This is a genomic window from Paenibacillus sp. HJGM_3 (assembly GCF_045062745.1).
GTDB lineage: Bacteria > Bacillota > Bacilli > Paenibacillales > NBRC-103111 > Paenibacillus_AA.
The window spans coordinates 136,009-161,276 of sequence record NZ_JBJGED010000014.1 but is presented as its reverse complement, the minus strand read 5'-3'; the positions used below and the strand labels follow the sequence as shown (position 1 = coordinate 161,276).

The window sequence follows — 25,268 nt, the reverse complement described above, 5'->3', positions numbered from 1 at the left end:
ACATGTCTACCAACAACAAATCGGCTTCTATCGGGTGGCTGCTCCGCTATCTCGTCCCGGTCAAGGGCCGGATGCTGCTCCTCCTCTCGCTGCTGCTCGTGTCTACAGGGCTCCAGCTGATCCATCCGCAAATCGTGCAGCGCTTCATCGACACGGCCGCGGCGAAAGGGGCCGTCTCCAGCCTGATGGCGCTCGCCGGCGTGTACTTGGTCATCGCGGTGTTCAGTCAGCTGGGCACGGTGGCGATCAGCTTCCTCGGCAATGACGTCGCCTGGCGGGCGACGAACCGGCTGCGGGCCGATCTGCTGCAGCATACCTTGCGGCTTGATATGCGGTTCCACAACCTGAAGACGCCGGGCGAAATGATCGAGCGCATCGACGGCGATGTGACGTATATGTCGAATTTTTTTGCCATGTTTATCGTCCAGATCGTCGGCAGCTTTATTCTCCTGGCCGGCATTCTGGGCTTCATGTTCACGTACAATGGCCCGATCGCAGCGGTGATGACGCTGTTCACTTGCCTCTCCATCGGTGCCATGCTGCTCATCCGCAACCTGGGGGTGTCCAGCTCGCAGACGGAGCGTCAGGCGAGCGCCGCCCTATACGGGCTCATCGAAGAGCGGATCGCCGGCATAGAAGACGTGCAGACAAGCGGCAGCGTGCCGTATGTGCTGAACCGGTTTCACCGCGCTATGCGGAACGTGGCCGTTCGCGGGGTCAAAGCTTGGATGCGGCGGGTCGTGCCCTGGAATGTAACCGTGGTGCTGTTCACGGTCTCGGTGACGGTCGTCCTGCTGATGGGCGTGCGGCTGTACCTGAACGGCGCGGTAACTCTCGGTACGCTGTTCCTGTTCTTCCAATACACACAGATGCTGAACGATCCGATGGAGCAGCTCGGCAATCAGATGCAGGAGTTCCAACGGGCCAAATCGGGCATGCGCCGCGCGCTCGAGCTGCTGTCGGAGCGAAGCGAGATTCAGGACGGCCGGGGAGATGGTGGCGTCTTGCCGGCAGGTCCGCTCGAGGTGGAATTCGAGCACGTGCATTTCGGCTATCAGCCGGAGAACATGGTGCTCCGGGACATTCACTTCTCGCTTCGCCCCGGCGAACGGCTCGGGATCGTGGGGCGTACGGGGAGCGGCAAATCCAGCATCAGCCGCCTCCTGCTCCGGCTGTACAATATCAATCGCGGTACGATCCGCGTCGGTGGTGTGGACATCCGCACGCTTCCGCTCGCAGACCTGTACCGGAGGGTCGGGATGGTCACGCAGGACGTGCAGCTGTTCGACGGCACGCTGCGCGACAACTTGACCCTGTATAGCAGCCATATCACGGACGAAGAGATACTGGAGACGACCCGGGAGCTCGGTCTGAAGCCTTGGATCGACGCGCTCCCGGAAGGGTTGGATACGCATCTGTCGAGCGGGGGCGCTTCGCTGTCGGCCGGCGAAGCCCAGCTGTTCGCGCTCACGCGTGTGTTCCTGACCCAGCCTAGCCTGGTCATTCTGGATGAACCGTCCTCCCGGCTCGACGGCGCCACGGAGGCGGCTTTGCAGGCCGCCGTAGACCGGCTGCTCGAGCGATGCACCGGGATCATTATTGCGCATCGGCTCGCCACATTGGAGCGCGTCGATCGCATCCTCGTTCTGGAGGAGGGGCGTATCGTGGAATTCGGAGCCAGGGAAACGCTGGCGAACGATCCGAATTCCCACTACGGCCAGCTGCTCCGGACGGACCGATTGGAGGAATTGGCATGACGGTAAGCCGTTTTATGGGACGGCTGGTACAATATCGACTGTCCTTATTTATAGTGAATGGTCTTTTATGGGGCTTGTTTCACTCGATCCCGGTGCTTGTCGGGCTTGGCCTGCAATGGTTTTTCGACCGCGTCACCAGCCAGTCCGCCGACTATATATGGCTGGCTGTGCCGCTGATGGTAGTGGCCTTGATCCGGTTTACCCGGGTCGGGGTATTCTTCCTCGCCTTTTACGAGTGGGTGACCTACATCTACAACCTCCAGGCGATTCTGCGGACGAACATGCTGACCGGCATTATGCGCTGGCCGGGCCGCAATCTCCCGGCCTCGCCGGGCGAAGCGATGAGCCGCTTCCGGGAAGACGTCGACGAAGTGGTCGAGTACGTGGAGTCGTGGGTCGATTTTTGGGGGCGGCTCGCGTTCGCGATCGGCAGCATCTGGATCATGGCCCAGATCAATGTGTGGATCACGATCGTCGCCATCTTGCCGCTAGTGCTCGTGACGTCGCTGAACAACTTGTCCGGGGACCGGGCGCGCCGTTACAGCCAGCTGAACCGGGAAGCGACCGGGCGTATCACCGGCTTCATCGCCGAGACGTTCGGCGCCGTTCAGGCGGTCAAGCTCGGACGGGCGGAGGACCACGTCCTGAACCGCTTCCTGCAGCTGAACGAGAAGCGGCGCCAAGCCGCGCTCCGGGACAGCCTGTTCAAGCAGTGGATGCGCTCGCTCAACCAGCATGTGCTGAGCATCTGTACCGGCGTCATCCTGCTGATGTGCGCTTCGGAGATGCGGGCCGGACGGTTCACGGTGGGCGACTTCGCGCTGTTCACCATGTATCTCGCCATGTTCTCGAACAGCATCTCGCTCTTTGGCTATATGGTGTACCAGCACAAAAGGCTGCGCATCGCGCTTGACCGGATGCGGGCGTTATTCCGGCCCGGGGAAGAGGATGGGATTGTGGAGCATCGTCCGACCTATCTGAAGAGCGACCCGCCTGAGGTAACGGCGCCCGAGCCTCAGTCGGATGACCGGCTGCACCGGTTCGAGGTGGAGGGGCTCACCTACACGTATCCGGATTCGGAGAACGGGGTGAAGGATATCCGGTTCCGGCTGAAGCGGGGCCAGTTCCTCGTCGTCACCGGGCGGATCGGGTCGGGAAAGTCGACCCTAGTCCGGTCCATGCTCGGGCTGCTGCCCCGGGAGGCGGGGACGATCCGCTGGAACGGCCGGCTCATCGACGACCCGGCCACCTTCCTCGTGCCGCCTAGGGCGGCCTATACGCCACAGGTGCCGCGCCTATTCAGCGACCCGCTGCGGGAGAACATCACCCAGGGCCGGGGCGTGGACGAGGCCGGGATGGCCCGTGCGGTGCGCCTCGCGGTCATGGAGAAGGACATTGACGACTTGAACGACGGTTTGGAAACGTATGTCGGCCCGCGCGGCGTCATGCTGTCGGGCGGCCAGATCCAGCGCGCGGCTACCGCGCGGATGATGCTGACGGAAGCGGACCTGCTCCTCTTCGACGATCTGTCCAGCGCGCTGGACGTCGAGACGGAGAAGCAGCTGTGGGAGCGGCTGTTCCAGGAGCGCGACGTGACGTGCATCGCAGTGTCCCACCGGCGGGCGGCACTGGCGCGGGCGGATCACATCCTTGTGCTGAAGGACGGCCGGATCGAAGCGGAAGGGACGCTGGCGGAGCTGCTCGCCACGAGCACCGAGATGCAGCTGCTGTGGCAGGGGGAAACGACACCGGAACCGAATGAGGAGCCCAATACAGAGCGGACGATGCCTGAGCGTTCTTTGGCGTAGAAGAACAAATGAAGCGCATACCATGGAGTGGTATGCGCTTTTTTTGAATGACTTATTTCCGCCGCACTGCGCTTCCAAAAGGAGGGGCATAAACAAAGCTTTCGCTTGCTTCATCGAGCGCTTGCAGAATATCTTCGGAAAGGCTAAGGTCGACCGCCTTCAGGTTCTCCTCGATTTGCGATTCCCTGGTCGCTCCGGCAATCACCGTACTAACTGCAGGTCGGTGCATCAGCCAAGCCAGGGAGAGTGCCGTGGCCGACGTCCCGATCTCGGCTGCGATTCTCGTCACCTGTTCGCCCAATTCCATTCGCGCGGCGTCCATGCGCTGAGCAAAGTTCGGATTCTTATCCAGCAGCGATCCGGCCGGTACGGCACCTCCCGCATATTTTCCTGTAAGGATGCCTCCTGCTAGAGGAAAATACGGGATAACGCCGATCCCTTGATCTACACAGAACGGAATCAGTTCACGCTCAATACCCCGGTCCGCCAAGGAATAGCCGGGTTGGACCGAAACATACTTGACCAGCTGCTTGCTTTCACTAATGGAGAGGGATTTCATCATCTGCCAGGCGGAATAATTCGAAGCTCCTACATACCTCACTTTGCCGGAGGTGACCAGATCATCCAAGACCCGGAGCGTCTCCTCGAGAGGGGTGTTCGGATCAAAAGCGTGGATCTGATACAAGTCTATGTAATCGGTACGCAAACGACTCAAGCTGCCTTCGATTTCCTTCAGAATATGCTGACGGGAGGATCCTTTGGAATGGGGACCTTCTCCCCGCTTCATGCCTGCTTTCGTCGCCAGGATCACCTCATGACGCCGCCCTTCGAACGCTTCGCCAATGATCTCCTCCGACTTGGTGCCCGTGTAGATGTTGGCCGTGTCAATGAACGTAATTCCATTGTCCACCGCGTTGTGCAGCACTCGAATCGAGGCTTCTTTGTCCGCACGTCCGCCAAACGCATTCGTACCCAAACCTAGTACGGAAACTTCCAATCCACTCTTGCCCAAATTCCGATACCGCACGCCAACGCCTCCTCTAGCCCTGTTTGCTCAATTATAGCAAATATAGGCCGGCTTTTGCACGGCACTTGCGCAGAGCTCCCGCCTCTGGCAGGGAAAAAAGCCATCCGTGTTGTTTATCTAAACAACACCTACTTCTTTTTTAACTGCTTTTGGAGCTGATCGATTTGTCGTTGCATCTCTTCCAACTGCATCTGCATGTCTTGTTGCTGCTCCAGTTTCTCCATTTGCACCTGAATGGCTTCTTGTCTCGCTTGCTCGATGGCAAGAGCTTGGCCGACCAAAAGAATCACCTCTCCGGTGACTACCAGGATTTGTCCGAAGAGCCCTAAGTTTTCAACAAAGCTGGCTCCGCTCTCCTCCGCTATATTAAAGGCAAGATTCACTCGTTTTAGCTTATGAGGAAGAGCAAGTTCAGGCAACAGCCCATTGTATCTTTTTTGAAAAACGCTCCTAGAATGAAAACAGCGACAGCCCAGGACTAAATGCTTTCGTCCCTGACTATCGCTGCTTTTATTTGCTCACAACTCTTCCCCGTCCTCGTCTTCTTCTCCCTCTTGTTCCCGTCTCAGATGGCTCTGGATGTACTCCTCCAGCTTGATGCGGGTGGAAGGCGGGAGGCCGGAGAGCAGGCAGCCGTAATGGAACCAATCATCTTCAGGCTGGATTCGGATAATGCGTCCCGTGATCGGAGGCAACTCCGCTTCCTGCGGGAAATGGATGACGACGAACATATCCTGCGCCAGCGGGAACCGGCTCGCAATCTGCAGTCCGCTGTCGGACAGATCGAAGAGGGTGCCCTCGATATTTTGACCGGAGAAGGCGCCTTCCTGCTCCCACTGGTACACGGACAGCAGGAGCGGGATGTCCATCGGCAGCCGGACACTCTTCCTTCGTTCCACGAACGGTTTCTCCGCCTGCAGGATCGCTTCCGCCGACGGAGCCGCGTTCCGCTGAATCGATGCGCCCATCCACTCTTCATACAACTGAGCGACGGCGCATAGATCCTGCTCGCCCAGTCCTTTGCTGAGGCCCATCTCGAACACGTTCTTCGCCATGCCGAGCAAGGGGGCGGTCAACTGAAGCAGGTCTGTGAGCTGGGTAGCGAGCCGCAGGTCCTTGTGCATGAGCTGCATCGAGAACTGGACGTCGAAATTGCGGTCCAGTATCTTGGGGCCCTTCTGCTCCGCCTGCCGGCTGCCTGCCCCGCCGGATTGGACGATTTCCATGAATTTCTCCAAGTTGACGTTCGCTTTGGCCGCGAGCGACAAGCCTTCGATAAAGGCCAGCGCGTTGATCCCCGCGATCGTATTGTTCGCGAGTTTGGCGTAGGAGCCGGAACCGGCGGGTCCCATATGGATGACGCGTTTGCCCATCGCTTCGAATACGTCCCGATGCTCCTCCAGGACCCCTTCGTCGCCGCCAACCATGAAAGTGAGCGACCCTTCGATCGCATGCGGCTTGCTGCCTGTCACGGGCGCATCTAGGAACCGTACGCTGTGCTCGGCGAGCTCGGCATACAACGTCTTGCTCGTATGCGGAGAGATCGTGCTGCAATCGATCACGGTCATCCCAGGTCGGATGCCCTCCAAGACCCCGTAAGCGTCGTAAAAAATTTGCCGGATCGCGTTATCGTGGCTCAGCATTGTGATCAGCACGTCGACGTGCCGGGCAGCGTCTGCCGGAGTGGCCGCCAAGGACGCCCCCAGTCCGACCAAATGTTCCGCCTTGTCCAACGTACGATTGTATACACTAACCGGGAACCCTTTTTTCACTAAATTCGCAGCCATGGCTGCCCCCATCGTGCCAAGGCCGATAAAGCCGATCTTCTTCATTTAGTCACCTCTAACTCTACTAGGAAGCAGGCCTACGCTTCCATTCCATTCCATCATTGTAGCACTTCCGCTACCTGAAGGGAATCGTGCCGCTTCACTTGTTTTGCCGGTGCAATTCAAGTATGCTAAGTTTAAAAATTTGAAAGGGAGTTGTCCCATGACTGAAAGGCTTCATTTTGACTACAGCAAGGCGCTGACGTTCGTGAATCAACATGAAATCGACTATTTTGCGGAGCCCGTCCGTCTCGCGCACGAGCAGCTGCATAAGGGAACCGGAGCCGGCTCGGATTACTTGGGCTGGATCGATCTGCCTACCAATTACGACAAGGAAGAGTTCGCCCGGATCGGACAGGCGGCCAAGCGGATTCAATCGAACTCCGAGGCACTCGTCGTCATCGGAATCGGCGGATCCTACCTCGGCGCGCGGGCGGCGGTGGAGATGCTGTCGCACTCTTTCTATAATATGCTGTCCCCGGACCGGAGGACCACCCCCGCGATTTATTTCGTAGGCAACAACATCAGTTCTACATACGTGACGCATTTGCTGCAGCTGCTGGAGGGCAAAGATTTCTCGGTCAACGTCATCTCCAAATCGGGGACGACGACGGAGCCGGCGATTGCGTTCCGGATTTTCCGCGAGGTGCTGGAGAAGAAGTACGGCAAAGCCGGCGCGCGGGAGCGCATCTATGCGACGACCGATCGGGCCCGGGGGGCGCTCAAACAGCTGGCCGATGCCGAAGGCTACGAGACGTTCGTCATTCCGGACGACGTGGGCGGCCGCTATTCCGTGCTGACCGCGGTGGGGCTGCTCCCGATCGCTGCGGCCGGCATCGACATCGAGGCGATGATGAAGGGCGCGCGCGACGCATCGGTCGCCTATGCCGACCCCGATCTGAGCCGCAACGAATGTTACCAATATGCCGCCGTGCGCAATGCGCTGCTCCGTAAAGGCAAGGCGATCGAGATTCTCGTCAACTACGAGCCCTCGCTTCATTACGTCTCGGAATGGTGGAAGCAGCTGTACGGGGAGAGCGAAGGGAAGGACCACAAAGGCTTGTACCCGGCTTCGGTCGATTTCTCGGCGGATCTGCATTCCATGGGGCAATTCGTGCAGGAGGGGTCGCGCAACCTGTTCGAGACGGTGATCCAAGTATCGCGGGTGCCGGAAGAGATCGTGATCGGGACCGATGCGGACAACCTGGACGGGCTGAACTTCCTGGCCGGGCAGACGATGGATTTCGTCAATAAAAAGGCGTTCCAAGGCACAATGCTGGCCCACACCGACGGCGGCGTGCCGAACCTGATCGTGACGATTCCGGATATTTCCGCGTATTCGTTCGGGTATATGGTGTATTTCTTCGAAAAAGCGTGCGGCATCAGCGGTTACCTGCTGGGGGTCAATCCGTTCGATCAGCCGGGTGTTGAGGCGTACAAGAAGAACATGTTCGCGCTGCTGGGCAAGCCGGGGTTCGAGAAAGAGAAGGCGGAGCTGGAAGCCCGACTGGACAAGTAAGCGAGTTTGTGACAGGAAAGGCGGTGCGGCGCGGTGCTGGAAGTGTATCGGACGGTCCGGCGCAGCGAGGCGGCCGAGATCGTCATTAAGAAATCCCGGTTCATCGGGCACGTGAAGCCGGTGGAGACGGAGGACGAGGCGATCGCGTATATCGAACAGATCAAGAAGGAGCATTGGTCGGCCACCCACAATTGTTCGGCCTATGTCGTGGGGGAGCGCGACCAGTTCCAGAAAGCTTCGGACGACGGAGAACCGAGCGGCACGGCGGGCAAGCCGATCCTCGAGGTGATCAAGCACCAGAAGCTGAAAAATGTCGTCGTTGTCGTGACGCGTTACTTCGGCGGCATCATGTTGGGGGCGGGCGGACTCGTCCGCGCCTATACCGACGCGACTGTGGCTGGGCTCGCGGCGGCGGAGCCGGTGTACCGGGCGCTCCATCAAGAGGTGCGCGTCGCGATCGACTACACCTGGCTCGGCAAGGTGGAGAACGAGCTGCGCGGCCGCGGCATGCTGATGGGCGAGACGGCGTTCACCGACAAGGTGACGCTCGTCTGCTTGCCTTTGTACGCCGAACGGGAGCGGTTCACCGCGTGGATGACCGACCTGACGCAAGGCCAAGCCGACATTGTCGAGGGGGAGGCGCGCTATGTCGAGCATGAAGAGCAGCCGGCCGTCGGAGACGGCTAGGGGCGCTAGGCTGAAGCTGGACGAGGCGGGTGCTGCCGCTGTTGGGTTTGTGGCTGCTGCAGGTCGTGAGTCTGCAGGCACTGGTGCTGCGGGTCCCGAGTCCGCAGGCTCCGCCACCGCGGGCGCGGACTCGCAGGCCGCTCGGCGGCGCGCGCTGATCTTCACCGGAGGCGCGCTCGGTGAGTGGGCGCTGGGCGAAGTGCGGCCCGGCGACACGCTCATCGGCGCGGACCGCGGCGCGCTGTTCCTCGTGCGTCACGGGCTGACGCCCGATCTGGCGCTCGGCGACTTCGACTCGGTCACCGCCGAGGAGCTCGCCGACATCGAGGCCGCGAGCCGCCGCTTCGAAGCGTGCGATCCGGTCCTGAAGGACTGGACCGACACGGAGATGGCGTTCGTCCGCGCGCTGGAAGCGCAGCCGGACCCGCCGCAGGAGGTCGTGCTCCTCGGCGCGCTCGGCACCCGCTTCGACCACTCGCTCGCGAACGTGCACTTGCTGCGGCAAGCGCTTGCGCGAGGCGTCTCTTGCCGCATCGTCGATGCGTACAACGAGGTGCGCCTCGCGGGTCCCGACACGCCGGCCGTCGTGGCCCGCGGCCGGTACGACAACGTCTCGCTGCTCCCATTGACGGCGGACGTGCATGGCATTACCCTTGCGGGCTTCCAGTACCCGCTGACGGACGCTACGCTGACCATCGGGCAGTCGCTCGGGATCAGCAACGTGCTGCTCGAGCCCGAGGGCCGGGTCACGGTCCGGGAAGGCCTGCTGCTCGTCATTCAGAGCCGAGATTAAGTTTCTAGCCCCGCCGCGGTGTGTTCGGCCGTTGGCGGGGCTTTTTGGCGTACCTGTGTGGGGCGCTAGTAAACCGAAGTTTATTATTAAGCGGGGGGAAGTTTACAAAACTGGCGGGAAACTGGCCGTTTTTGAGCTTTAGTAAACCAATCTTTAGTTAATAGTAAGGCGCGCTTACCTATTAAGCTAAGTTTGGTTTACTATGGGCGCAATAACCGCCAATTGGCTTCAGAATAGTAAGGAAAGGCTTGCAAATTGTAAGCTTTGCTTAACTAGTGGAAGGCCAAGTCCACTCAAGGAAACCCAACCAACTGCACGGATCGAGCGTATCAGCTGATGCCGACCAGCGAGAGAACCAAGGTAACCCATAAACCCATCGATCCTATCTAACCAAGCACACCCAGCGGCCCCATCCAATCCCGCAACCCGAGCAAAAATCCGAGCAACCCCGCAACCCAGCAACCCCCGCAACCCCCACGCACCCCGCACCCCGGCAACCCTCGCAACCCCCGTAACCCCCGCAACCTCCGTAACCCCCGCAACCTCCGCAACCCCCGCAACCCCCCGCAACCCCGCAACCCAGCACCCCCCGCAACCCCCGCAACCCCCGCAACCCCCGCACCCCCCGCAACCCCCGTACCCCCCGCACCCCGCACCCATCCCCAGCACTCCGCCGCGCCCCGCCAACAAACTTTATACAAGCCAACTTGTACTTTTTCCCCGGACAGGTTCATATGGATAAAGTAGCACAACCAATAAAGGAGGAGTACACATGGTAAAACCGTTTGCGGGTTTGGTCGGCGTGTTGTTCTTGCTACTGGGCTTGACCGGCTTCTTCACGCATGAGCTGTTCGGCATGATTCACTTCGACCTCCTGCATAACATCATCCACCTCGGGATCGGAGCCGCCGGCATCTGGGCCATGCGATCGGAAGACACGGCGATCAAGTTCGCCAAGACCGTCGGCCTCCTCTATGTCGTGCTAGGCATCCTGGGCATGGTGCTGCCGGATATGCTCGGCCTCATGCACATGGAGAATGCCGAGAACGTGCTCCATCTCGTAGTCGGCGTCATCGGCCTGTACCTGGGCTTCACAGCCCAAACGATTCAAACCGTCAAGCTGAAATCCAAGATGAACTAAGCGCGCGCCCACACCCGCAAGACGGCCAAGAGCCTCGCCTTCTCCGACCATCCGGCCGGGGAGAGCGAGGCTCTTGGGGTTCGATTCGCGGGGGTCAAGGGCCCGGCGTTTGCATATACTGTACCATTCCGGACGGGAAAGGGAGGGCGGACGCGCATGAATGTGGTCGTTCAACCCGGCGACACCTTGTACTCGATCGCCGCGCAGTATGGAGTGAGCGTGCCGGCGCTTATGCAGGCGAACGGCATGGAGCGCCCGACCCCCCTGGAGGCCGGGCAGACGCTCCTCATCCCGTGGCCCCTGCCCGCGCCTACCCCACTGCCGACGACAGTACCGCGGGCCGGAGGTCAGCAGGAACGGAGGGTCGACCTGCTCGAGGAGCGGAACATCGCCCTGCAGCTGGAGATCCAATTGCTGAAGAAGCGAGTCAGCCAGCTGGAGCAAGAGATGAACCGGCTGCGCGGGCGCATGACCCGGCAGGAGCTGCGGATCGATCGACTGCCTCCCTCTACTCGCTGACCACCGACTGAGAACCTCCGACCCCTGCCGCCTTTGCCCTATTTGCCGAACAAAATCCAACTCCCTTTCACGCGCTTAAGCGCCCAGACGATCAGCCAAGGCACCGTGAAGATCAGGAGAATCCCGCCCCATGTCACTGCATGATACATGGAGCTAAGCGGAGACGCCTGCACCTCGTTCATCCAGATCAGCTGCACGGCCGGATGGATGAAGTAGATGCCGAACGAAGCGGCACCCATGGACGAGAGCAGCTTCGCCAACCTAGGCGCTGCCGTGAGCATGTGACGACCGATCCAGATGGAACTGAGGCCGACGAAGAGCGCATAGGAGTTGAACGTAAGCTCGAACAAATGCTGACCGTAGGTAATGCCGTATTGCCCCAAGATGGTCAGTCCGGCATACATCATCCCGAGTGCGACCGTAACCGCCGGGACCCACCAAATATTGCGGTTCAGCCACCCCAGGAAGCGGTCGTAGTACATGCCGATCGATCCCCCGATGCAGAACAGCCCGAAGTAGGTGAAGAACCACGTGACGCGGTGCTCCATCGGTGCTATGTACAAATGAAACAAGTATGCGCCTATTTGCACGGCCAGCCCGAACACCCATAGGTAGCGCCTGAACCCGGACCAGACCTTTGCAAGGCTAACGACGATCGGGAACAGAGCATAAAACTGGACAATGATGATCATAAAATAAAGGTGATACCCAGTCTCGCCCCAAGCTAGACCCTCAAGGAACTTGGGCCAATTCCACTCCACTCCCCACCCCGGGGTTACGGCAGGGTTGTACAAATAATAAAACACGGCCCAGATCAAATACGGCAGAACGATATATTGAAGCCGTTTGCGGTAAAAGGTGAAGATCTGGCGAACATTCCACGAATCCATATAGCTGTAGAACAGCACGAGCCCGCTGAGGAAAATAAACAGGAAGACGGCGTAATAGCTCAAGCTGTTCACCAGCTTGTACAACACCTGCATCCTGCCCAGCGGCAGGTCCACCGTAGCCGAAGCGGTACCGTGGATGAGCAGGACGGCAGTGATGGCGACGGCACGGACGATGTCCAGCTCGAATAATCTCGGTTTTCTCAATTTGGCTCTACCTCTCGCTTATCAGGGTTGCACCTAGTATACTTGAAAACGTGTGCGCTTTCTACTGAATAGGATTGTTCAAAAAGGCAAAGATCATGCTGTACCCAAAGGAGGTTCATTACGTTCATGACGGAATTGAAATCGAAAGCCCAGATCGAAGCGATGCGCAAAGCAGGCGCGATTCTGGCTGCGTGTCATAAGGAAATTCGCAAACGAATCCGGCCGGGGGTCACAACGGGAGAGATCGACCAGTTCGCCGAGCGCTTCATGCTGGAGCACGGAGCCACCCCGGAGCAAAAAGGCTTCCACGGCTACGAGTACGCCACGTGTGCCTCGGTGAACGATGTGATCTGCCACGGGTTCCCGGGCGCGCAGGTGCTGCGGGACGGAGATATCGTCACGATCGACATGGTCGTGAACAAAGACGGTTGGCTGGCCGATTCGGCCTGGTCGTACGCGGTGGGCAACGTCTCGCCGCAGGCAAGGAAGCTGCTGGACGTGACGCGGAAGAGCATGTACCTGGGGATCCAGCAGGCGGTCGTGGGCAATCGGTTGGGAGACATCGGGCATGCGATCCAATCGTACGCCGAGCAGCACGGATATGGGGTCGTGCGTGATTTCACCGGACACGGGATCGGGCGCTCGATGCACGAAGAGCCTCAAGTGCTTCATTACGGCGTGGCCGGCAAGGGCGTACGGCTCAAGGCCGGCATGGTGATCACCGTCGAGCCGATGATCACTTCGGGCGGTTATGCCGCGTATATCGAGGATGACGGCTGGACCGCCAAGACGGTGGACGGCAGCCTGTGCGCGCAGTATGAGCATACGATCGCGATCACCGAAGCCGGGCCGATCATTCTGACCGACCAGGGCGACTGCTAGGGTGTAGAAGGGCATAAAAAAAGATGGGGGCTGTCCCTAGAGTAGAATGAATCTACTTAAGGGGCAGCCCCTGCTTGCCCTGCGGCGGAATCGAAATTCCGGCTACAGGTCAATCACCTTATCCGTTTGTACCAATTTGCATCACTCCCTTCTTTGGGATACCTTTACTTTACTCCATCGCGGGACGAAACGGTAGGGAACGTTTCGTTGAAAAAAAGCATTCCGGAAGCGGCCTCCGGGGCATTCTACATTTTGGGGGAATGGGTCATACTAGTAATCGAGCCGGCTGTAACCGCTTTGTCACACAAAGTTAATGCTGCGCTAATGTTCCGCTAACAAGAATTTCATGTTCGGGATTTACAATGATAGCAGACGGAAAGGAGTGGAAGGGATGATTTTATACCAGTTGGCCATGTGGATGGAGGAACGGATGCGGCTCAAGCTCGTACTCGACGAGGCGGAAGGGGATCGGCAGCAATTGCTCGCCCGCAAGGAGCAGGTCGAGCAGATCATGCTGACGCAAGCGAGCCGGTGGCTTGTACCCGAGCAAACCCCGGTCGAGCTTGACTTCGATCCGGACGTCTACGTGCCGCTGACGGAGTCCTTCTCCGCTACGGAAGAATTTGCCGCCGCCTCGCAGACGAGCTGAGGCCGAGAGCCGGCCGACAGCCGAAATTTCGAATCGCAATGCCAGTCCGAACCGGGGAGATCCGGAGGGCTGGTTTTCTTTTGTATTGCGGCACAATTCCATGTAGAATGAGTATGCAAGCCGATTGAGCGAGACGGTAAGACATAGGCAGACGAAGAGGGAATGCACGCATGAATGTAATCGTATCCAGCTTGAACGCCAAATATATTCACACCTGCCTTGCCTTGCGCTATTTGAAAGCTTTTTGCGCAGGGGAGTTCGACGTGGAGATGGCCGAATATACTATAAAAGACCCGGCGATGAACATCGTGGCGGACCTGTATCAAAAAAATCCCGACGTGCTCGGGTTTTCCTGCTACATTTGGAATATCGAAGAGACGATACAAGTAGTAAGGATGCTGAAGAAAATCAAGCCGGAGCTGACGATCGTGCTGGGCGGTCCCGAAGTGTCGTACGATACGGAAGAATGGATGCGTCGGGTGCCCGAGGTCGATCATATCGTGATGGGAGAAGGGGAAGAGACGTTCCTCCATCTATTAAGAGAGCTGCGGACGACGCGCAAGTTCCATCTCGTATTCGGGATCACCTACCGGAAAGGGGACGAGGTTGTAGTGAACCCCGGCCGGCCGAAGCTGGAGCTGAACGAGATCCCGTCGCCGCATCGCTTCGAGGAGGATTACGCGGCCCTCGGCAAGCGGGTCGTCTACTTCGAGACGAGCCGGGGCTGCCCGTTCAGCTGCCAGTTCTGCCTGAGCAGCATTGAGGTAGGCGTGCGGTATTTCGACATGGAGCGGACGAAGGCCGATCTGTTGCACTTGATCCAATCCGGAGCGAAGTTGATCAAGTTCGTGGACCGGACGTTCAACATCAAGCGCGACTACGCGATGGAGATATTTCAATTCCTGATCGACAACCACGGCGGGTCCTGCGTGTTCCAGTTCGAGATTACCGCCGATATTATGCGGCCCGAAGTGCTCGATTTCCTAGCCGAGCATGCGCCTCCGGGCGTCTTCCGGTTCGAGATCGGGGTGCAGTCGACGAACGACGAGACCAATGCGCTCGTGATGCGCCGGCAGAACTTCGCCAAGCTGACGCGGACGGTGACGAAGATCAAGGAGAGCGGGAAGATCGACCAGCACTTGGATCTGATCGCCGGATTGCCGGAGGAGGATTACGCCTCGTTCCGCCAAACGTTCAACGACGTGTTCGCCTTGCGGCCGGAGGAGCTGCAGCTCGGCTTCCTGAAGATGCTGCGCGGCACCGGCCTGCGGCGGGACGCCGAGAAGTACGGCTACGTGTACATGGACCACTCGCCCTACGAGATTCTGGGCAACCGGATCTTGCCGTTCTCGGATATCGTACGGATTAAGCGGGTGGAGGATGTACTGGAGAAATATTGGAACGCCCACAGGTTGGACCATACGGTCGAGTATTTGATTCGCGAGCATTTCGAGACGCCGTTTGACTTCTTCCAGCAGTTCGGCGACTACTGGGACGCCCAAGGGTGGCAGCGCATCGGGCATCAGCTGGAGGACTTGTTCGCGCGGCTGCAGACATTCCTGCTCGATCGGAGCACCGCGGACATGGAGGTCGTTCAAGGGCTGATGAAGCTGGATTACTTCCTGAATCACAAATACAAGCCGCGTAAGACGTGGTGGACGTTCTCCATGGACAAAAACGAGCAGACGGCGTGGATGCGGCTGATGGCCGCGCACCCGGAGCGGGTCGAGGGAGACGGCTTTGGGGAACTTAGCTTGGGCGAGAAGGAGCTTCACAAGCATACGGCGCTGGAGCGCGTCCCATTCGACCTGGCGCGGTATCTGGCCGCTGGAGCTGTGGAGACCGACCGCTCGTCGATCCTTATCGCTTATTTTGACCCGGAATCCGGCGCCTCTTCGCGCATCTACAGCTTGCCGGAGGACCGGGCGGCACTTGCGGTGGAATCCGGGAATTGAATAGAAGATCAGCCCAGGCTGGAAGTATGGCGCAACGGTAGGACCCAGTCGTTGAAGAGGGTGAAGTGCCTCCATGAGATCAATGTTTAAAATGTTTCGTATCTCTTCGTTTAGAGGGCGTTTCCGATTCTGGGTCGGAGCCATTATTATGGGGATGAGCGTGCTCATCTTGCTTTCATTTGCTTTACTCGTACGCATCATTAAGGAGCAGGAGACGTTCAATACGCTGCAAGAAACGGTTACCCTGCAGAGCCAGTTCATAGATAAGTGGAAGGCCGAGCGTCAAGCGGATATTCGCTACTTGGCCTCCATGACGGGTCGCGCGGGAATTGACCTGAATCGGATAAAATCGGAATTCGAACAGTTCACGCTGACGCATCCGGATTACGATACGCTCTCGTTCATTGACAAGTCGGGTGTAATCCAATGGAACAGCTCGGGAGCGGGCGGCAGCACGAATGTGGGGGACCGGGATTATTTCCTCGCCGCTGCAAAGAAGAGCGATTATGTGTCCGACGTGATCGAGAGCCGGGTGACCGGTCGGCTGATCGTCGTCTTCATATCGCCCGTCGTCGGGCCGAGCGGGGACTTCCAAGGCGGGGTCGCGGGTTCGGTTCGCCTCAATACCCTCGATGAGCTGATGCATCAGTTCCAGCTCGGCACCACGGGAGAGACGTATATCTTGAATCGGAACGGCTACCGGATTACGAAGGCTGTCCCGGGGTCGGACGAAACCCGGCTGAGCCGCCAATATGTAACGGCGATCTTCGAGCGCGCGCTGGCGAACCGGCAGGATACGTCCGCTTACTTGAACCCGGATGGGACGAAGGTGTTCGGCGCCTTCTCGTGGACGCAGGATCACAGCTGGATCATCGTGGGAGAGCTCGCCTACAAAGAGGTGTTCCGGCCTTATTACACGCTGCTCAAGGTGATGGTTGTCATTACGCTGGGGATTCTGCTCATCTGCTACGTGCTCGCGCTGTCGCTGACCCGCCGGATGGAGGACGTCATCGGCCATCTCCTGCACGGGACGACGCGTATTCGTGAAGGCCAGTATGGCTACCAGATTGACCGGCAAGTGATCGATTCGGCGCCGTCCGAGCTGCGGGAGCTGTCGGACAATTTCAACGTCATGTCGGAAAAGCTGCAATCGACGGTGCTGCTCTTGGAGGAATCGGCGGTCGTCGACCATCTGACGGAGGTCTACAACCGGCGGTTCCTGATGAATGAAGGGAACAAAATGATGATGTCTTCGCTGCGCGCCGGCAGCCCGTGCAGCGTCCTGCTCATCGACGCCGACTACTTCAAGTCGGTCAACGACCGGTACGGGCACTTGATCGGCGACCGTGTCCTGAAGCACATCGCCGAGGTGCTCGTCGGCTGCGTGCGGACGTCGGACGTCGTCGCCCGCTACGGAGGCGAGGAGTTCGTCGTGCTGGCGACGAACTGCGACCTGCAGCAGGGGCAGGAGCTGGCGGAGCGGATCCGCACCTGGGTCGAGAGCTCGCCGTATCGGGAAGAGGCGATCACGATCCGCCTCAGTGTCAGCATCGGCGTGACGCAGAACAGCACGGTGCGCCAGTACGGCACGAACGTGCTGGAGGACATGATCGAGCGGGCCGACAAGGCGCTGTACAAGGCGAAGCACCGCGGCCGGAACCGCGTCGTGGCGGAGCCGGCGCCGGCCGAGGAGGACGAGGGCAAGGATAAAGACAAGGACAAGGATAAGGATAAGGATAAGGATAAGGATAAGGATAAGGATAAGGATAAGGAGTCGAAGGGAGGCGCCTGATCGCATGCGGGAACGGATCGGAGGTACGATGGCGGGGGGCGGTGCGTCTGGCGATGGGCCTGCCCAGCCCAGCGTGAAGGGACGGAAGGCCGTTGTCGCCGGTGGGACCGGTCTCGTCGGGATCGAACTGGTGAAGCTGCTGCTGGACGACCCGCGCTATGCACGGGTCGTTGCGCTTACGCGGCGGCCGGGCGCCATCCCCCCTCATCCGAAGCTGGAGGAGCGGGTCGTGGCGTATGACCGGCTCGAGGAAGCTTTGGCCGGGGCGGCGGGAGACGTGCTGCGCGACGCGGACGTGTTCTGCGCCCTTGGCACGACGATCCGGCAGGCCGGCTCCCAGGAGGCGTTCCGCCAAGTCGACTACGCGTACCCGCTCGCCCTGGGGCGGCTCGCGAAGGCGAGTGGTGCGGCGCAGCTGCTGATCGTCACGGCGATGGGAGCCGATCCGCGCTCGCGGATTTTCTATAGCCGCGTGAAGGGCGATGTCGAGCGAGCGCTCCGCGGACTTGGGCTGCCGCGCCTCCACATCTTCCGCCCCTCGCTCCTGCTCGGGGAGCGGCAGGAGGTGCGCGCGGGCGAGCGGATCGCCGCCGCGCTCGCCCCTTTGTGGAGCGCCGTGCTGCGCGGGCCGCTCCGCAAGTACAAGCCCATCGCCGGCCGGGCCGTGGCGATGGCGATGGTGCAAGCCGCCGTCTCGGAGGAGGCGGGAGGCGCGGCGGCGGCAGGCGCGGGCGATGCGATCGTCTACGCGTCGGATCGCATCGCCGAGCTCGCTCAGCGGTATGCACGCTGAGGAGGGGAATAACCTCCCTCATTTTCGCTCGATTGTCTCGAAAATGGACTAATGAAAGGGAAAACCTCCCTCATCTCGGCCGGATTCCGCTCGATTGGAGCGACTTCGGGCCGAAGAGAGGGAGGTTTTCCCTCACGTAGCGGCCCGTTCGAGGATACCCGCACAACATGAGGGAGGTTTTCCTTCTCCTAACAAAGTTAAAACCCGGTCCAGGACCGGGTTTCTCGGGCATCAAGTTCTTTTTCAGCTACCCCCCGAAGGCCTCGCGGAAGCAGCGTGAGAGCAGCGCCGGTTCCACATTCCACAGCTGAGCGATCTCCGGGCACACATTCTCGTCCCACCAATCCGACAGCAGCTTGCGATTGCTGCTATTCTCCACGATAAACGGCAGGTTGAGCACGACCTTCTTCAAGTACAGATCCTCCGCTTCCACGAGCTGAGCGGGCGGAATCCAAATCTTCATTCGTTTGACGGTGCGGTACAATTCGTTGTTGCAGGCCCTTCTCAGCTTGCGAAGCGTAGGCAGCGGGGCTTTATGCTTTTCATTCGTCGGTTGCATGCGGCTGATCCCTTCCTCTCCCTACCACAGTATGCAGCAGGGCGGGAATAGGCTACTCCGCGCCGTTCCAGGCAGCTAGTCGACTACGATGTAAGCGATCATCGGTCCGTTGTGGGCGGCGTCCGGATGCGTCAGGCAGATGAGGCGATAGGTGCCTTCCTTGTCCGCTTGGAACGTCACGACGGTTTCTTTGTCCTGCTTCACCTCGCCTTTAATATTAAGCCCTTCGATGATGAACGGGTGGCTCATGCCGCTCACGCCGCGGATGACGAGCTTCACCTTTTCCCCCTTCTCCACGACGATCGTGCCCGGGTCCCAGCGGTAAGCCTCGATTTCTTTCCCTTCGGCCGTCTTGCCTTCGAATTCGCCGGTGACGAGATGAATGGTCCGTTCCGTGGTCGGAGTCGGACTCATCGCAGCTCGGATCTGGTCGCGTTCAAAGTACATCCATGTGAAGACAGCGAGCAGCATCAAGCCCAGGATCAGCAGCATTTGCTTGCGGTGCAGAACGAAAATTCGGATCACGGATACGCCTCCTTCAGTGTTAGAGCTTATTTAGTACTAGCTATATGCGGGGGCTTGTCTTCGCATGCCTAGCGATGTTCGGGGAGCGGGACGGGGCCCAAGATGCGGGCGCACGTCGATTTGTGATAGAATAGGAGGGACAAATCGGCGAGTGCCAAACTATAGGAAAGTAGGAAGAGATTCGGATGATGGATGCAGTACACCATTTGGTCGACACGGTTATGCAATGGATCACCCATCTCGGGCATTGGGGCATTATGCTCGGTCTTATGATCGAGATCATTCCCAGCGAAATTGTGCTGGCGTTCGGGGGCTATCTCGTCTCCACAGGAGACATCAACTTCTGGATGGCGGTGCTGTTCGGCGTCATCGGCGGGACCATCGCCCAAATTTTCGTTTATTGGATCGGGCGCTACGGCGGCCGGCCTTTCTTGGAACGGTACGGGAAGTACATTTTCATCAACAAGCATCACATCGACCTCTCGGAAAAATGGTTCAACCGGTACGGCACGGGGGTTATTTTCTCCGCCCGGTTCATCCCGGTCGTGCGTCATGCGATCTCGATCCCGGCCGGGATCGTGCGTATGCCGCTCTTGAAGTTCACGGTGCTGACCACGCTGGCCATCATTCCTTGGTCCATCCTATTCGTCTACCTAGGCAAGACGCTAGGCGAGAACTGGGAGGCGATCGACGAGAAGGCGGCGCCTTACGTGAAACTCCTGATGTGGGCGGCGATCGCGGCGGTCGTGCTGTTCGTGGCGTACAAGCTGTGGACGCGGTCCAAGAAGAAATCGTTCGCGAGCGGTTATACCGCCGCCGAGATGCACAATACGGAACGGGAGCTGCGCGGGCTGGGACCCGAATACCGCGTGCTGCACGGCCTCGAGGTGCATTCCGGAAGCGCGGCTCATCGGATCGCACACATAGTTGTCGGCCCGAACGGGGTGTTCCATATCGAGAACAAACCTTGGTCCGGCGAAATTCAGGTCGGCGGCGAGGCTGCATCCGGCTCCGGGCAGGAGGATGCGACCGCGCAGTCGTACCGCTATGAGTTCGTACTGAAGGAGCTGCTTCGCGAGCAGCATAAACAAGCCGATGTCGTAGGAATCGTCTGCTTCACGCACCCGGACGCCCGGCTGCTCGGGGAGAGTGCCGCCTTCGCTGCGCTCAAGCCGGATCGGCTCGTTTCTTACATTCGGGGGTACAAGCCGAAGCAAACGCTGAGCGAGCAGCAGGTTCAGGAGATCGTTGGGCTGATCGAAGAGCACAGCAAGTCGCGTACGAAGTAGAGGTGCGCTTGGAATTCCGGAGGCGTTAGTGCTACACTAAGGGATAAATGGACTTATTTTCTAGGAGGGATTCCGATGGGCGCGAATTTGGCGAACAAGCTGGGGCAAGGCCTCGAGCCGCAGCAATTCATTGACGGCATGACGAAGAACCAGGAGAAATTCCTGGACTATTACAACGCCTTCCAGTGGGAGTCGGACGAGCAAAAGGAATTCTTCGAATCGGTGAGCAACCGCGACGATTTGCGGTGCTTGATCATCGCGGCCGACTGGTGCGGCGACGTCGTGCGCAACATCCCGGTCGTGTTCCGGGCGCTCGAGAACTCCGGCATGCCGGTCGAGGTGCTGATCAAGGAAGAGCATCCCGATGTGATGGCGCAGTTCCTGACCGATGGCGGCGAGTCGATCCCGGTCGTGATTTTCGCGGACACCGGCGGGTTCACGCTCGGGACTTGGGGGCCTCGTCCGAAGCATGTTCAGGACGTCTTGCGGCGCTTCAAGGCGGAGAACCCGGACCGCACGGCCGAAGGCTATGACGACAGGCTCAAAGTCGCCCGTGCCGAGATGATCGCACAATACGGCGAAGGCTACGGCTACCAGCATACGATCGTACGCGAGCTTCGCGACTTGGTGTCCGGCCTGTGATGAAGATCGAGAAGTTCGAGCTCGGCCCGATCGGGACGAACGCCTACTTGCTCAGCACGGAGGATGGCAGCCGCGGGGTGATCATCGACCCCGGGATGAACCCGAAGCCGCTGATCAATCGGATCGAGGCCATGCAGATCGACGCCATCCTGCTGACGCATGCGCACTTCGATCATATCGGCGGCGTGGACGAGATTCGCAAGCTGAAGGGCTGCCCGGTCTACCTGCACGATGCGGAGGCGGACTGGCTGACCGACGCCAAGAAGAACGGCTCGCTGCGCTGGCCGGAGCTCGGAGCCCGGATCGAGAGCGATCCCGCGGAATACGCGCTCGATACCGGGATGACGATCCCGCTGCCGGACGGGGAAGCGCTGCAGGTGTTCCATACGCCCGGCCATTCCCCGGGGAGCGTCAGCTTCCTGTACGCCGGCCAGCATCTGTTCAGCGGCGATGTGCTGTTCCGGCTGTCGGTCGGCCGCACCGATCTGCCGGGCGGCAGCGAGCGCGAGCTGCTGGAGTCGATCCATGGGACGTTGTTCGAGTTCGCGGACGATGTGAAGGTGTACCCGGGCCACGGCGGCTTGACGACAATCGGCTACGAACGGGCGCATAATCCTTATGTGTGAACGTGATGATGGATGAGAACAACCCGCTTTCGGGCCTAATGGCCGAAGAGCGGGTTTTTTTGGAATCATCGGGGCTATCTATAGGTTATAATTAAAGCTTAGAGTTTTCTCACGATCGAGTCGTCCTGCGCCAAGAAAGGCCACGCCGGGTATTCGATGGGCAAGCGGCTGACCTCATCCAGCCTTGCCAATTCGGCCTGATTTAGCAGGATGCCGCTTGCCGCCAGATTATCCTGCAATTGTTCGGGACGCTTCGCTCCGACGATCACACTGGTGACAACAGGCCGGTTAAGTACCCAAGCCAGGGCAATTTGCGCTATCGTCGTTTCACGCGCTTCTGCAATGTCGCGGAGTACGTCGAGGATGGCGAACGTCTTTTCTTTGTCAACGGGAGGAAACGACAGCTTGGCATGGCGGTCTTCGTTTGTACCTTGATCATTCCGGGAGTATTTGCCCGATAAAAAACCTCCCGCCAGCGGACTCCAAACGATCAGGCCCATTTTCTGGTCTTGAAGAACAGGGATGATCTCCCTTTCAATTTCGCGAGCCGCCAGGGAGTAGTAGGACTGACTGCTTTTGAAAGCATGAAGGCCGTGAAGCTGGGACAGTCCTCGTGTTTTCATGATATTCCAGCCGGTCATGTTGGAGCTGCCGATGTAGCGTATTTTCCCGCTGCGAACGAGGTCGTCGAGCACCCGAAGTGTCTCTTCCCAGTCCGTCAACTGATCCGGATTGTGGATTTGGTACAGATCGATATAGTCCGTACCGAGCCGCTTGAGACTATCTTCGACTTGACGAATGATATGAAGCCGCGACAAGCCGAGTTCGTTCGGACCGGGGCCCATTCGACCTCTCACCTTGGTTGCGATGATGGCATGCTGTCTTTTGCCTTTTAGCGTTTTTCCGAGAATTTCCTCGGATCTGCCTTCGGCGTACACATTGGCGGTATCGAAGAAATTGACACCTGCATCCATCGCTCGATCGACCAGGATACCCGCTTCTTTCTCATCCAGCGACCCGAAGAGGCCCCACTTGTCCCCGCCTCCGAACGTCATCGTTCCAAGACCGATTTCCGATACAAGTACTCCCGTATTCCCTAGTAAATTGTATTTCATATCCTTTTCACCCTCCTGAAGTTGGTTTACACTAATGGTGACGGAAGCGAATTGAAAAGGACGCAAAATGGCAGAAAATTTTGTGGAAGGGGATACTCGCCGGATGACCTTTGAAGAACTTTGGGAGCAGCATCACGATCCCATCAGGAATTTCGTTCAGGATAAAACCCGGTATCATCCCGATGCCGAGGATATTGTTCAGAATGTATTTGTAAAGGCGTATAGACGAATTGACGATTTGAGGGATGAGCAGAAAATGCGTGCTTGGCTTTTCCAAATTGCCCGGAACAGCATCATCGATCATTTCCGCAAAGTGAAGCGGACCGAGGAACTGCAGGATCAGCATTCGATTGAAGACCGGTATGAAGAGTCGGATCCTGACAAGGAGGCCGTGTTCGGGTTACAAAACGTAATCCGGCAAATGCCGGATAAATATAGGGAAGCGCTCGAGCTGTCCGAATTGAAGGGGTTGTCCCAGAAGAAACTGAGCGAGCAGATGGGCCTATCCTACTCCGGCGCCAAATCGAGAGTTCAGCGGGGCAGGGAGATGCTCAAAGAAATGATGACCAGCTGCTGTGCCATCGAAGCGGATAGGTACGGCAATATTGTTGATTATCGGGTAGTATTGAAAGAATTGCCCCGATCTATAAAGAAGGGAACCGTTGGTTCGCACCGAGGCTGAATTTCGAGCTGACGCTCGTGTGAAGCCAGGCATAGAGGGCTCTCTTAAAAGTAGAGGATTCGGCTTTGTAAGGCAAAGCTCACAAATAATAAGAGTAACCTTACAAATTCGGCTAGATTTTCATCATTTCCGCCGATTTGTAAGGCAAGGTTATGTTAATAGGGAAGGCGACCCTCTTTAATTGTAAACATAGCCTTACAAGAAGGCGAAAAGTTCCGATATGCCCGATTCATTGTAAGGGAGGTTAGCTTATTGTTAACTTTGCCTTACATCTCTTGGGAGAAGATTAGAAAGTCCAGGTAACACCACGATAACTCGGCTCCGTCTCAGGCTACACCTCGCCGTTCCGCCTCCATGTCGCCAGTTTACGCCTCGCCGCCTTCACCGCTTACCCTGTGTCCGGCCCACAATAGCAGTGCGACTGCAGCCAGCCCGCCGCCTACGGCGCAGACGCCATTCCAACCCCAATGGCTCCAGGCGAACGCACCGATCGTCGAGCCGATCGCCCCGCCCAGGAAGGTGCTCACCATGAAGACGGTGTTGATTCGGCTCCTCGCTTCCGGCTGCAGGCTGTAGATGCGAGCCTGATTGGATACTTGGCTGCCCTGGACGCCAAGGTCTAGCAGCAGTACGCCGATGACCAGGCCCCAGATCCATGAGCCGATCAGCCAGAAGCAGGCGAACGCGGCGAGTGCGATCAGGATCATGCCCCCGACCATATATCGGGGGCGGATCCGGTCCGCGATCCGCCCGATGACCGGTGCGGCTCCCGCCCCGGCTACGCCGACGAGGCCGAACAGCCCGGCGACCCCGCTCCCGTAGCCGAAGTTCGGTCCCTCGAGGTAGAACGTAAGCGCGGTCCAGAACACACTGAACGCGCCGAAGACGCAAGCGGCGATCGACGCCGCTTCCCGAAGCGTGCGCTGCTCCGCGATCAGCGTCCCGATGGAGCGGACGAGCGCCGGGTAGCGGAGTCGGATCTCCGGCCGGCTAATCGGCAGCTGGCGGTGCAGCACGTACGCCAGCGCGAACATGAACAGCGCGGCGAGCGCATACATGCTGCGCCAGCCGAGCCAATCCCCGACCGCCCCGGAGACGGTCCGGGCGAGCAGGATGCCGATGAGCAAGCCGCTCATCACGTTGCCGATCACCCGCCCGCGCTCGGGGGGCGGGGCCAAGTGCGCGGCCAGCGGGATGATCATCTGCGGCGCGACGGTCGTCACGCCCACGATGTAGCTGGCCGCATAGAGCCAGGCGACCGTCTGCGCGGTCGCCACGCCGATGAGCGACACCGCCACCGCTAGCAGCAGGCCGGTGATCAGCTTGCGCCGCTCCTGGATATCGCCGAGCGGGATGAAGAGGAAGAGCCCGGTCGCATACCCGATCTGGGTCAGCATAGAGACATAGACCGCCCGCTGGGCGTCGATGCCGAACGTCCGGCCGATGTCGGCCAGCAGCGGTTGATTGTAATACAGATTGGCGACGGTAACGCCGCAGGAGATCGCCATCAACAGCACGAGCCCCCGGGTCAGAGGGCGGCTCGCGAGTGTGGCCGGTGCGGACAAAGTGGACATGAGGCGAACTCCTT

General features: G+C 59.0%; 24 protein-coding genes and 1 pseudogene. 17 read left to right on the top strand and 8 right to left on the bottom strand.

From position 1 onward, the window contains the following. The first annotated feature begins 2 nt into the window (after positions 1–2). Positions 3–1,757 (top strand): ABC transporter ATP-binding protein, encoded by a 1,755-nt coding sequence (locus ACI5FR_RS17035; RefSeq protein WP_405456377.1) that lies wholly within the window; start codon positions 3–5, stop codon positions 1,755–1,757. Then, entirely contained in the window at positions 1,754–3,565 is a 1,812-nt protein-coding gene (locus ACI5FR_RS17030) for an ABC transporter ATP-binding protein (RefSeq protein WP_405456374.1), read from the top strand. The genes ACI5FR_RS17035 and ACI5FR_RS17030 overlap by 4 nt, the downstream gene beginning before the upstream one ends. A gap of 52 nt (positions 3,566–3,617) precedes the next feature. Here ACI5FR_RS17030 and ACI5FR_RS17025 read toward each other — a convergent pair whose 3' ends face one another. The 3 genes from ACI5FR_RS17025 to ACI5FR_RS17015 all read right to left on the bottom strand — a co-directional run bounded on the left by ACI5FR_RS17025 (position 3,618) and on the right by ACI5FR_RS17015 (position 6,424). After that, a complete protein-coding gene (locus ACI5FR_RS17025; RefSeq protein WP_405456373.1) occupies positions 3,618–4,592 on the bottom strand; it encodes an aldo/keto reductase in 975 nt (324 codons plus the stop codon). A gap of 128 nt (positions 4,593–4,720) precedes the next feature. Further along, the gene (locus tag ACI5FR_RS17020) at positions 4,721–5,011 is read right to left on the bottom strand and encodes a hypothetical protein (protein WP_405456370.1); all 291 of its coding nucleotides are present in this window, start codon (positions 5,009–5,011) and stop codon (positions 4,721–4,723) included. 99 nt (positions 5,012–5,110) lie between these two features. Continuing rightward, on the bottom strand, positions 5,111–6,424 hold the full coding sequence (locus ACI5FR_RS17015) for an NAD(P)-binding domain-containing protein (RefSeq protein ID WP_405456369.1): 1,314 nt from the start codon (positions 6,422–6,424) through the stop codon (positions 5,111–5,113). 157 nt (positions 6,425–6,581) lie between these two features. Here ACI5FR_RS17015 and ACI5FR_RS17010 point away from each other — a divergent pair, with 157 nt between their 5' ends. From ACI5FR_RS17010 to ACI5FR_RS16990, 5 genes are all read left to right on the top strand, one after another. Continuing rightward, positions 6,582–7,937, top strand: a complete 1,356-nt coding sequence (locus ACI5FR_RS17010) for a glucose-6-phosphate isomerase (protein ID WP_405456367.1) — start codon at positions 6,582–6,584, stop codon at positions 7,935–7,937. A 33-nt stretch (positions 7,938–7,970) separates the two neighbouring features. Beyond that, positions 7,971–8,624, top strand: a complete 654-nt coding sequence (locus ACI5FR_RS17005; RefSeq protein WP_405456364.1) for a YigZ family protein — start codon at positions 7,971–7,973, stop codon at positions 8,622–8,624. 154 nt (positions 8,625–8,778) lie between these two features. After that, positions 8,779–9,417, top strand: coding sequence for a thiamine diphosphokinase (locus tag ACI5FR_RS17000; RefSeq protein WP_405456437.1), 639 nt, complete (start codon positions 8,779–8,781; stop codon positions 9,415–9,417). 772 nt (positions 9,418–10,189) lie between these two features. Continuing rightward, the gene (locus ACI5FR_RS16995; RefSeq protein ID WP_405456362.1) at positions 10,190–10,558 is read left to right on the top strand and encodes a DUF4383 domain-containing protein; all 369 of its coding nucleotides are present in this window, start codon (positions 10,190–10,192) and stop codon (positions 10,556–10,558) included. Between the two features lie 156 nt (positions 10,559–10,714). After that, entirely contained in the window at positions 10,715–11,077 is a 363-nt protein-coding gene (locus ACI5FR_RS16990) for a LysM peptidoglycan-binding domain-containing protein (RefSeq protein WP_405456360.1), read from the top strand. 38 nt (positions 11,078–11,115) lie between these two features. Here the strand turns inward: ACI5FR_RS16990 and ACI5FR_RS16985 are convergent, their stop codons facing one another. Continuing rightward, positions 11,116–12,171 carry an acyltransferase gene (locus ACI5FR_RS16985; RefSeq protein WP_405456357.1) on the bottom strand — a complete coding sequence of 352 codons (1,056 nt, stop codon included), beginning with the start codon at positions 12,169–12,171 and terminating at the stop codon, positions 11,116–11,118. A 126-nt stretch (positions 12,172–12,297) separates the two neighbouring features. Between ACI5FR_RS16985 and map the strand changes: the two genes are divergently transcribed. The 5 genes from map to ACI5FR_RS16960 all read left to right on the top strand — a co-directional run bounded on the left by map (position 12,298) and on the right by ACI5FR_RS16960 (position 18,242). Then, complete coding sequence (map, locus tag ACI5FR_RS16980) at positions 12,298–13,053, top strand: type I methionyl aminopeptidase (protein ID WP_405456356.1); 756 nt, start codon at positions 12,298–12,300, stop codon at positions 13,051–13,053. Between the two features lie 391 nt (positions 13,054–13,444). Beyond that, the gene (locus tag ACI5FR_RS16975; RefSeq protein WP_405456355.1) at positions 13,445–13,702 is read left to right on the top strand and encodes a hypothetical protein; all 258 of its coding nucleotides are present in this window, start codon (positions 13,445–13,447) and stop codon (positions 13,700–13,702) included. A 170-nt stretch (positions 13,703–13,872) separates the two neighbouring features. Further along, positions 13,873–15,657: a B12-binding domain-containing radical SAM protein gene (locus ACI5FR_RS16970; RefSeq protein ID WP_405456353.1), complete on the top strand. Its 1,785-nt coding sequence runs from the start codon at positions 13,873–13,875 to the stop codon at positions 15,655–15,657. Between the two features lie 148 nt (positions 15,658–15,805). After that, entirely contained in the window at positions 15,806–17,449 is a 1,644-nt protein-coding gene (locus tag ACI5FR_RS16965; RefSeq protein ID WP_405456351.1) for a sensor domain-containing diguanylate cyclase, read from the top strand. Between the two features lie 4 nt (positions 17,450–17,453). Continuing rightward, positions 17,454–18,242: an NAD(P)H-binding protein gene (locus ACI5FR_RS16960; RefSeq protein WP_405456348.1), complete on the top strand. Its 789-nt coding sequence runs from the start codon at positions 17,454–17,456 to the stop codon at positions 18,240–18,242. A 247-nt stretch (positions 18,243–18,489) separates the two neighbouring features. On the opposite strand, the gene ACI5FR_RS16955 is transcribed toward ACI5FR_RS16960, so the two are convergent. Then, positions 18,490–18,801 carry a dehydrogenase gene (locus tag ACI5FR_RS16955; protein ID WP_405456346.1) on the bottom strand — a complete coding sequence of 104 codons (312 nt, stop codon included), beginning with the start codon at positions 18,799–18,801 and terminating at the stop codon, positions 18,490–18,492. A 75-nt stretch (positions 18,802–18,876) separates the two neighbouring features. Continuing rightward, positions 18,877–19,326 carry a cupredoxin domain-containing protein gene (locus tag ACI5FR_RS16950; RefSeq protein ID WP_405456344.1) on the bottom strand — a complete coding sequence of 150 codons (450 nt, stop codon included), beginning with the start codon at positions 19,324–19,326 and terminating at the stop codon, positions 18,877–18,879. A 188-nt stretch (positions 19,327–19,514) separates the two neighbouring features. Here ACI5FR_RS16950 and uptA point away from each other — a divergent pair. From uptA to ACI5FR_RS16930, 4 genes and pseudogenes are all read left to right on the top strand, one after another. Next, a pseudogene (gene uptA / locus ACI5FR_RS16945) lies at positions 19,515–20,117 on the top strand (undecaprenyl phosphate transporter UptA); the annotation flags it as partial. 30 nt (positions 20,118–20,147) lie between these two features. After that, the gene (locus tag ACI5FR_RS16940) at positions 20,148–20,615 is read left to right on the top strand and encodes a nuclease-related domain-containing protein (RefSeq protein WP_405456435.1); all 468 of its coding nucleotides are present in this window, start codon (positions 20,148–20,150) and stop codon (positions 20,613–20,615) included. A 75-nt stretch (positions 20,616–20,690) separates the two neighbouring features. After that, entirely contained in the window at positions 20,691–21,257 is a 567-nt protein-coding gene (locus tag ACI5FR_RS16935) for a thioredoxin family protein (RefSeq protein WP_405456342.1), read from the top strand. Then, on the top strand, positions 21,257–21,883 hold the full coding sequence (locus tag ACI5FR_RS16930) for an MBL fold metallo-hydrolase (RefSeq protein ID WP_405456341.1): 627 nt from the start codon (positions 21,257–21,259) through the stop codon (positions 21,881–21,883). The genes ACI5FR_RS16935 and ACI5FR_RS16930 overlap by 1 nt, the downstream gene beginning before the upstream one ends. A gap of 98 nt (positions 21,884–21,981) precedes the next feature. Here ACI5FR_RS16930 and ACI5FR_RS16925 read toward each other — a convergent pair whose 3' ends face one another. Then, positions 21,982–22,998 (bottom strand): aldo/keto reductase, encoded by a 1,017-nt coding sequence (locus ACI5FR_RS16925; RefSeq protein WP_405456339.1) that lies wholly within the window; start codon positions 22,996–22,998, stop codon positions 21,982–21,984. 67 nt (positions 22,999–23,065) lie between these two features. On the opposite strand from ACI5FR_RS16925, the gene sigZ reads away from it, so the two are divergent. Beyond that, a complete protein-coding gene (gene sigZ, locus ACI5FR_RS16920) occupies positions 23,066–23,680 on the top strand; it encodes an RNA polymerase sigma factor SigZ (RefSeq protein ID WP_405456337.1) in 615 nt (204 codons plus the stop codon). A gap of 365 nt (positions 23,681–24,045) precedes the next feature. Here sigZ and ACI5FR_RS16915 read toward each other — a convergent pair whose 3' ends face one another. Continuing rightward, positions 24,046–25,254: an MFS transporter gene (locus ACI5FR_RS16915; protein ID WP_405456335.1), complete on the bottom strand. Its 1,209-nt coding sequence runs from the start codon at positions 25,252–25,254 to the stop codon at positions 24,046–24,048. Positions 25,255–25,268 lie beyond the last annotated feature (14 nt).

Bases quoted from the DNA above. Each gene is read 5' to 3' on its own strand.
- ACI5FR_RS17035 (WP_405456377.1), top strand. From the start codon at position 3: ATGTCTACCAACAACAAATCGGCTTCTATCGGGTGGCTGCTCCGCTAT.
- ACI5FR_RS17030 (WP_405456374.1), top strand. From the start codon at position 1,754: ATGACGGTAAGCCGTTTTATGGGACGGCTGGTACAATATCGACTGTCC.
- ACI5FR_RS17015 (WP_405456369.1), bottom strand. From the start codon at position 6,424: ATGAAGAAGATCGGCTTTATCGGCCTTGGCACGATGGGGGCAGCCATG.
- ACI5FR_RS17010 (WP_405456367.1), top strand. From the start codon at position 6,582: ATGACTGAAAGGCTTCATTTTGACTACAGCAAGGCGCTGACGTTCGTG.
- ACI5FR_RS16995 (WP_405456362.1), top strand. From the start codon at position 10,190: ATGGTAAAACCGTTTGCGGGTTTGGTCGGCGTGTTGTTCTTGCTACTG.
- ACI5FR_RS16990 (WP_405456360.1), top strand. From the start codon at position 10,715: ATGAATGTGGTCGTTCAACCCGGCGACACCTTGTACTCGATCGCCGCG.
- map (WP_405456356.1), top strand. From the start codon at position 12,298: ATGACGGAATTGAAATCGAAAGCCCAGATCGAAGCGATGCGCAAAGCA.
- ACI5FR_RS16975 (WP_405456355.1), top strand. From the start codon at position 13,445: ATGATTTTATACCAGTTGGCCATGTGGATGGAGGAACGGATGCGGCTC.
- ACI5FR_RS16970 (WP_405456353.1), top strand. From the start codon at position 13,873: ATGAATGTAATCGTATCCAGCTTGAACGCCAAATATATTCACACCTGC.
- ACI5FR_RS16965 (WP_405456351.1), top strand. From the start codon at position 15,806: ATGGGGATGAGCGTGCTCATCTTGCTTTCATTTGCTTTACTCGTACGC.
- ACI5FR_RS16960 (WP_405456348.1), top strand. From the start codon at position 17,454: ATGCGGGAACGGATCGGAGGTACGATGGCGGGGGGCGGTGCGTCTGGC.
- ACI5FR_RS16955 (WP_405456346.1), bottom strand. From the start codon at position 18,801: ATGCAACCGACGAATGAAAAGCATAAAGCCCCGCTGCCTACGCTTCGC.
- ACI5FR_RS16940 (WP_405456435.1), top strand. From the start codon at position 20,148: ATGCACAATACGGAACGGGAGCTGCGCGGGCTGGGACCCGAATACCGC.
- ACI5FR_RS16935 (WP_405456342.1), top strand. From the start codon at position 20,691: ATGGGCGCGAATTTGGCGAACAAGCTGGGGCAAGGCCTCGAGCCGCAG.
- ACI5FR_RS16930 (WP_405456341.1), top strand. From the start codon at position 21,257: ATGAAGATCGAGAAGTTCGAGCTCGGCCCGATCGGGACGAACGCCTAC.
- ACI5FR_RS16925 (WP_405456339.1), bottom strand. From the start codon at position 22,998: ATGAAATACAATTTACTAGGGAATACGGGAGTACTTGTATCGGAAATC.
- sigZ (WP_405456337.1), top strand. From the start codon at position 23,066: ATGGCAGAAAATTTTGTGGAAGGGGATACTCGCCGGATGACCTTTGAA.
- ACI5FR_RS16915 (WP_405456335.1), bottom strand. From the start codon at position 25,254: ATGTCCACTTTGTCCGCACCGGCCACACTCGCGAGCCGCCCTCTGACC.